This window comes from Pediococcus damnosus (genome assembly GCF_001437255.1).
Lineage (GTDB): Bacteria > Bacillota > Bacilli > Lactobacillales > Lactobacillaceae > Pediococcus > Pediococcus damnosus.
In genome coordinates this window covers 1-4,582 of the sequence record NZ_JQBD01000115.1, presented here as the reverse complement: position 1 = coordinate 4,582, position 4,582 = coordinate 1, and the positions used below count along the sequence as shown (strand labels likewise).

The 4,582-nt window shown below is 35.7% G+C and carries 5 protein-coding genes; 3 read left to right on the top strand and 2 right to left on the bottom strand.

Annotated features, from left to right (window positions below; genetic code table 11):
* Window positions 1–38: 38 nt before the first annotated feature.
* A complete protein-coding gene (locus IV84_RS09690) occupies window positions 39–242 on the bottom strand; it encodes a hypothetical protein (protein WP_056986582.1) in 204 nt (67 codons plus the stop codon).
* Between the two features lie 138 nt (window positions 243–380).
* Between IV84_RS09690 and IV84_RS09685 the strand changes: the two genes are divergently transcribed.
* The gene (locus IV84_RS09685; RefSeq protein WP_046871789.1) at window positions 381–809 is read left to right on the top strand and encodes a CopY/TcrY family copper transport repressor; all 429 of its coding nucleotides are present in this window, start codon (window positions 381–383) and stop codon (window positions 807–809) included.
* Complete coding sequence (locus IV84_RS09680; protein WP_046871790.1) at window positions 806–2,824, top strand: heavy metal translocating P-type ATPase; 2,019 nt, start codon at window positions 806–808, stop codon at window positions 2,822–2,824. Before IV84_RS09685 ends, IV84_RS09680 begins: the two co-directional genes overlap by 4 nt.
* Before the next feature lie 81 nt (window positions 2,825–2,905).
* Here IV84_RS09680 and IV84_RS09675 read toward each other — a convergent pair whose 3' ends face one another.
* The gene (locus IV84_RS09675) at window positions 2,906–3,415 is read right to left on the bottom strand and encodes a hypothetical protein (protein WP_056986581.1); all 510 of its coding nucleotides are present in this window, start codon (window positions 3,413–3,415) and stop codon (window positions 2,906–2,908) included.
* A gap of 227 nt (window positions 3,416–3,642) precedes the next feature.
* On the opposite strand from IV84_RS09675, the gene IV84_RS09670 reads away from it, so the two are divergent.
* Window positions 3,643–4,383 carry an MBL fold metallo-hydrolase gene (locus IV84_RS09670; protein WP_046871792.1) on the top strand — a complete coding sequence of 247 codons (741 nt, stop codon included), beginning with the start codon at window positions 3,643–3,645 and terminating at the stop codon, window positions 4,381–4,383.
* Window positions 4,384–4,582: the final 199 nt, after the last annotated feature.

Below are 4,582 nucleotides of genomic sequence, written 5' to 3'. Positions count from 1 at the left end.
TTGAATTAATCAACTACCTCCTACTCGATTCTCTATAATTATTTTTTTTTGTTTTCGAGAACAATCTTTCTGATACTCATAATCACATTTGTAAAATCATAAGCGGCAAAGGCTGTGATTAACCAACGGTAACCAGAAGAAACATTTCCTGCACTGCTGTTTAGGTAGTAAAGGAAAAAAATGCCAAATAATAAATCGAGAATGATGTTTATAAGGATTGTGCGGTTAATTTTAATCTTCATAATGAACCTTTCTTTTCACAAGTTAATGTTTTAATCATATCACAAAAAGCTAAAACAAATGAACTTCTTCCTTGACAATTATCGTTTACAAATGTAGTCTGTTAATTGTAGATTACATTTGTAAACGGAGGACTTATAATGGCTAATGATTTACCTATCACCACTTCTGAATGGGAAGTGATGCGAATAGTATGGACACTGGAAAAGGCAACTAGTAGTGAGATTATAAATTTACTAGTAAAAAAACGAACCTGGAAAGCTTCAACAGTTAAAACCTTGATTGGTCGGTTAGTGCAAAAGGGAATGCTAACAGCGACAAAAGAAGGACACACAAATACTTACCAATGTGCGATTGCCGAGCGGACTGCTATGCAGGAAGAAGCGACAAGGCTCTTTAAAAATATGTGTGCAATGAAAAATGGGGAAGTTTTAGCGGAGCTTATCCAAGAAATTCAGTTGAGTAAAAGTGATATACAGAAACTTCAAGATGCGCTCACTGCTAAAGAACAAACAGCGCCAGATCAAGTCGCATGTAATTGTATTCCAAAGGAGGAGACAACAGAATGAATCATTCAAAAAATGACACAATGAGTATGGATCATGACATGATGAATCATGGTGGTCATATGATGCATATGGGAAATTTGAAACAAAAATTTTGGGTCTCATTAGTATTAACAATTCCAATTATTTTGATGAGTCCAATGATGGGAATGAAACTGCCTTTTCAGTTTAGTTTTACTGGTTCTAATTGGATTGTTGCAATTTTGGCTACGATTTTATTCTTCTACGGCGGAAAACCATTTTTCAGCGGTGCAAAAGGAGAAATGCAAGAACATAAACCGGCAATGATGATGTTAATTGCTTTGGGGATTTCAGTTTCATATATTTATAGTATGTATGCATTTATTGCCAACGATATTTTAAATATTCAACCACAAAAAGAAAGCTTTTTCTGGGAATTATCAACTTTAATTGTCATTATGCTTTTAGGGCACTGGGTTGAAATGAATACCATTAGTCATGCGGGGAGTGCTGTAGATGCATTGGGAAAGTTATTGCCGGATAAGGCTCATCTGGTTGAGAACGAGAAAGTGCAAGACATTAAAAGTACTGATATCCAAAATAAACAAATTTTACAAGTACGTGCTGGAGAAAAGATTCCGGCAGATGGGATTATAGTTTCGGGAAAATCAACAGTTAACGAAGCAATGGTTACAGGTGAAGCAAAGCAAGTTGAAAAAGACGTCAAAGGCCAGGTTATTGGTGGATCAATTAACGGTGACGGAACTTTTGAATTTAAAGTAACGGGGACAGGCGAAACTAGTTATCTTGCTCAGGTCCAAAAATTGGTTTCTGATGCACAACAAAATAAATCAAAAATCGAAAATACTGCAGATCGAGTTGCAGGCTGGCTATTCTATGCAGCCTTAATTATCGGTATAATTGCTTTTATCACATGGACATCACTTAGAGGACTATCAGTAGGGTTATCCATCACAGTTACCGTTCTGATCATTGCTTGTCCTCATGCGCTTGGATTAGCAGTTCCATTAGTTACAGCCCGTAGCACGGCTCTAGCGGCCAATCATGGGTTATTAATTCGTAATCGGGATGCGATGGAGTCAATTAACAAAATTAAATATGTTTTGATGGATAAAACTGGGACTTTAACGGAAGGCTTATTTAAAGTTCGTCATTACGAAAGTTACCAAAACAATTTGAGTGATGTCCAGGTCCTTAAATTGATGGCAACATTGGAGAATGGTTCAAGCCATCCCATGGCAGTTGGAATTTTAAACGAGGCTAAGCAACAAAAAATAACAGTATCTCAAGCTAAAGATATTGAACAAATTACTGGAGCAGGTTTGCAAGGAACCATTGAGGGTAAAGTCTACAAACTTGTGTCTGCAACTTATTTAAAAGAACAAAAAATAACTTACGATGCTGATTCATTTAAAAAATGGGCTAGTGAAGGAAACTCGATTGCCTATTTAGTTACAGGTGAGAAAGTTATAGGTATGGTTGCTGAGGGAGATCAAATTAAATCTAGTTCTAAAAAAGCAATTCAAATGTTTAAAGATATGAATATTGAACCGGTCATGATAACTGGTGATAACAATGAGACTGCCAAAGTTGTAGCAGATAAGCTTGGTATTACAACGTACCGCTCTCAATTACACCCAGAAGACAAACAACGAATCATTGGTGAGTATCAAAATCGAGGAGACCAAGTGATGATGGTCGGGGACGGTGTCAACGATGCTCCAAGTTTAGCCAAAGCTAACATTGGAATTGCTATTGGCTCTGGGACAGATGTTGCTATTGAGTCAGCTGATATTATCTTAGTCAAGAGTGATCCTATGGATATTGTTAGCTTCATTAAATTAGCTAAAAATACACATAGAAAGATGATGGAGAATTTATGGTGGGGAGCGGGCTATAATTTAATTGCTCTGCCACTGGCCGCCGGTGTATTAGCACCGATTGGTTTCATGTTGGATCCAATGGTAGGAGCTGTTATAATGTCACTAAGCACCATTATCGTGGCTATTAATGCAATGACATTGAAAGTTAAATAAAACAAAGAAATGCTAAGTAACTTTAGACAATTGCCTAAAAGTTACTTAGCATTTTCTTTGTAAAAATTGGTTTGAAAATAACTATGATTGCAGGCTGTGCAATTGATAGGCCCTATAATTTGTATCGTGATAGTTATAAGCTCCACTGTCACTATAGATTTTGAAAGGCTGGTAACTTTCAGAACGCCGCCAGAATGAATAGTCGGAGTCTAGTTGCCAAATAGTGAGTAAAACTCGCTCATTAGGTTTTTTGTCAGGTTGTAAAAGAAAAATATCGTTCAATCCTAAGGGCAGATGACCTGCTGCAATAAAACGCATGATTTTGGCATTAAGGACCTTAATTTCTTCTTTTGAAAGGGTCATAAATGCAAATCGATAAAAACCATTCCACTTTGAGCTACCTTCATGAAATGTAACGTTATAAATTAGTGGATTAGCAAAAACAGATGATTTATCTGAAATATCCAACAATTGAAAGTCATTCTTTATAGATGAACTAGAAAGTGTGACGAATTCATGTTCTGGGTTATTTTTTTTAATTTGATTAATAATTGGCCAACTTCCAAAAGTGGATGAAATTTTATTAAGCATTTTAATCTCTCCCTCGTTTGCTACATTTATTTTGTATCTATAAAAGAATATTTTCAAGTACTCTGTTCTTCTTACTCTTTCATTATACCTTGTTCGTTAAAAATTATGAAAAGGTTTTCTTTTTTTAGGGATAATATGTTAAATTAAACGTAGGGAACGACGATTTTCTTGCGAATATATGATAGAAAGCATAATCTGGAAATAAAGGTACGAGAGGAGAAGATAAATTGAAATTAACAGTTTTAGGTTATTATGGAGGATATCCATGGAATGATGTTGGTACAAGTGCTTATCTGATTCAGTCAGGTGATTATAATTTACTCTTGGATTGTGGAAGTGAAGCATTACTTACACTAGAAGAGGTTTTAGATCCATTGCAACTGGATGCAGTCTTATTGTCTCACTATCATCATGATCATACGGCAGATGTTGGTGTGCTTCAATATTTTTGGCAATTAAGAGATGGCAATAAGAGGGAACCAGTTTTGCCAATTTATGGGCACACTCAGGATCCGTTAAATTTTGGAGCTTTGACTTGGCCGGAGTCAACAGTCGGTAAAGCATACACTGACGATCAAACATTAAACTTAGGGCCTTTGCAACTCACTTTTATGAAGACTCATCATCCAGTTCCTGCGTTTGCAGTTAGAATTGTTGAAAGAAGCTCACAAAAAGTTTTGGTATTTACATCTGATACGGCATATTTTTCCGAGCTGGCTAAATTTGCGCATAATGCTGATTTTTTGATGACGGATACGAATTTTTATGCGAATAAAACTGGGAAAAAATGGCATATGACATCAACAGAATCTGGCAAATTAGCGAACCAAGCGCATGCTAAACGGTTATTATTAACACATCTTCCCCAAACAGGTAATTTGGAGCAATTAAAGCAGGAGGCACAGGATAGTGCGGGAACAGGCGTTCAAGTGGAACGTGCACACAAACTCCGAGAATATCAAGTTTAATGCATAGAAGCTTGAATTGGTATAGCTTGAATTTTAGAATAAATATCTGATTTTATTGCTTAATCGTTATTATGTATAATTATTGTCTTTAATAAGTATTTAATTAAGAAGACTTATTGAATAAATTGACGTTATATAGCGAAATGTTATGTTTTGACGATATATTAGGGTAGCGTCAAGAATCTTGTGTAAATGAAAT

Coding starts and splice junctions, on each gene's coding strand:
- IV84_RS09680 (WP_046871790.1), top strand. CDS start 806: ATGAATCATTCAAAAAATGACACAATGAGTATGGATCATGACATGATG.
- IV84_RS09675 (WP_056986581.1), bottom strand. CDS start 3,415: ATGCTTAATAAAATTTCATCCACTTTTGGAAGTTGGCCAATTATTAAT.
- IV84_RS09685 (WP_046871789.1), top strand. CDS start 381: ATGGCTAATGATTTACCTATCACCACTTCTGAATGGGAAGTGATGCGA.
- IV84_RS09690 (WP_056986582.1), bottom strand. CDS start 242: ATGAAGATTAAAATTAACCGCACAATCCTTATAAACATCATTCTCGAT.